Here is a 2153-nt window from a genome sequence, read left to right as displayed (position 1 = left end):
GCGTATAACTTGAGGCGGATGTTCAGCCTGAAACAAGTGAATGAAGAGCAGTGGTTGGAACTGGTCTTGTTGGCGACTTATCTGTGGCACTATTGGGCTGATCTGAGGCCAAGAGTGAGAAAAATCATAAGGACAAGTTGAAAATGTAATGCGCCGGAGAGGGTTTTATAAGTTCTCTCCGGAATAGTCAGAGTCTGAAATTACTTGAACTGCGTTTATGGGTTCAAGTCCGACAGGCTGCTAGGTCGTCATCAGAGGAAACGTCCCCTTCTTGCTCAAACCAAGTCTTTACGATCTCTTTATCAGCAAATGAACTTAAGATAGAGGCATCATGGGCGGAAATATCTTTTGACTCAACAATTCTCAGAATGAGCTCTTGCCTGAATTCATCATCTATTTGAGCTCTTTCAACGTCAGTCAGATCCAAGGGATCTCTTTCTTTCAGCCTTCGAATCTGTTTTGCCGCTTCAGCATCCACAGATTCTGTCTCATCGATGTACTTCCAACAAATATCAATGACATTCTTAACTCCACCCATTGTAACGCTGATAAAACGAGTTGCTTGAGTAATGACTCTCGCATCTTGACCTTGAGTATCCTCAATTAATTCAACTACCTCTTTACAAAATTCTAGGAGTTCGCATTGTTGGGTAGCGGTAAAACTCCAGTAATGTAATGGTTGTGGATTGCAAGAGAGTTGCCAATATAGGATACGGCTCAAAAAATTAATTATCTTTGCATTTGGGTTGTAATCAGACACTGATAGTAGAGTTTCAGAAATTGAAACTGCTAGCTCGGATTTTTCAAGCCTTAAGGCTCCTCGGACTAACCCACAAAGCAGCTCTTCTGACAACAAACATCCAATATTAGTGTATTTTTCTCTAATCTCTTCTTCAGAAGCAAAATGTTGAAAGTAGGCTTCCTGAGTATAAATATAATTTTGAATCTGAGAGTCAGAAATAGATGTGTAAAGTGTGATTCCGGCCTCATGATTGTTATGCTTAGAATATATATGTAGCAGCGTTGAGTTCAATACATCCAAGAAGAGTAAGTCATTCTGAGACCCCCCCCTATTTAGGGTACTCATGTATTTTTTTGGTAATTTTTCTTGGTCAATACCATATGCAACCAGAACATCCAATATGGCGATTAGCTTTTTGGATAAAGGTGATAAATTTCCAGTAAGTTCTAGATTTCTCAGTTGTTGCTTTGCATCTTGAGGCCTCCTATATCTTACCTTTTGAACTATTGACCTGATAGAGTCTTCAATCGCTGACGGATCGAGGCTCTGATATATTAAATCACCTGCAACGTTATTGCCTTGGCCATGGTGAATTTGATTCGTTTCATTAGACATTCTGCTTCGGATTATCCCTTGATAATTTTGTCTCCAGCTATGTTGTCACCCGTCCCATTGTGAACCTGATTTATCACAGATGCTTGGGCAACAGGTCTGATTTCTCGAAGCAGCCTATTCAGCTCTAAGGAGGCTTCTATATGTTTAGTTATAGCTTTTTCACTCATTTCATCATTAAGTTTTAGCGCTGTAACTTGGCTTTCTAACTTGGTCGCAAGTTGATCATCTATAATCCAGCCCTGAAACTTTTCTTTCAGCTTTGATGCTGTCACATATGTACCGTGCTTGAGGCAATCATACAGCACTCCAGAAAGTATTGTTGCAGACATAAATTCCATGTAGTAAGACTCCATCATATAAGGTTGTAGTGGCTTAAAAAGTTTATATGGGCATATGTTTACTTATTCAAGGCTCAGACTACTTGAGATAGTGAGAAATGCGAATTTTTTAGAAGTTGCATTCGCTGCAATCTTAGGAGATAGGTAAGAGCATAAATTCAATTTGAATAACCTTATGGTTAAAAAACAACCAACTCTGGTTTGAAGCCGGAATCTAGCAGCCTGTCGGACTTGAACCCATAAACGCAGTTCAAGTAATTTCAGACTCTGACTATTCCGGAGAGAACTTATAAAACCCTCTCCGGCGCATTACATTTTCAACTTGTCCTTATGATTTTTCTCACTCTTGGCCTCAGATCAGCCCAATAGTGCCACAGATAAGTCGCCAACAAGACCAGTTCCAACCACTGCTCTTCATTCACTTGTTTCAGGCTGAACATCCGCCTCAAGTTATACGC

General features: G+C 40.0%; 2 protein-coding genes. Both read right to left on the bottom strand.

What is annotated here, in order from left to right; genetic code table 11:
- Nucleotides 1-223: 223 nt before the first annotated feature.
- Nucleotides 224-1357: a hypothetical protein gene (locus WG89_RS27790; RefSeq protein ID WP_062270945.1), complete on the bottom strand. Its 1134-nt coding sequence runs from the start codon at nt 1355-1357 to the stop codon at nt 224-226.
- An 11-nt stretch (nt 1358-1368) separates the two neighbouring features.
- Nucleotides 1369-1695 carry a GapS6a family protein gene (gene gapS6a, locus WG89_RS27785; protein ID WP_062270943.1) on the bottom strand — a complete coding sequence of 109 codons (327 nt, stop codon included), beginning with the start codon at nt 1693-1695 and terminating at the stop codon, nt 1369-1371.
- Nucleotides 1696-2153 lie beyond the last annotated feature (458 nt).

Origin of the sequence: Endozoicomonas arenosclerae (genome assembly GCF_001562015.1) — a bacterium.
In the GTDB taxonomy this organism is placed as follows: Bacteria; Pseudomonadota; Gammaproteobacteria; order Pseudomonadales; family Endozoicomonadaceae; genus Endozoicomonas_A; species Endozoicomonas_A arenosclerae.
The sequence above is the reverse complement of the archived record's forward strand: the minus strand, read 5'-3'. Positions and strand labels throughout refer to the sequence as shown.

Excerpts from the sequence above, each read along its gene's own strand:
- WG89_RS27790 (WP_062270945.1), bottom strand. The coding sequence starts at position 1,357 with ATGTCTAATGAAACGAATCAAATTCACCATGGCCAAGGCAATAACGTT.
- gapS6a (WP_062270943.1), bottom strand. The coding sequence starts at position 1,695 with ATGGAATTTATGTCTGCAACAATACTTTCTGGAGTGCTGTATGATTGC.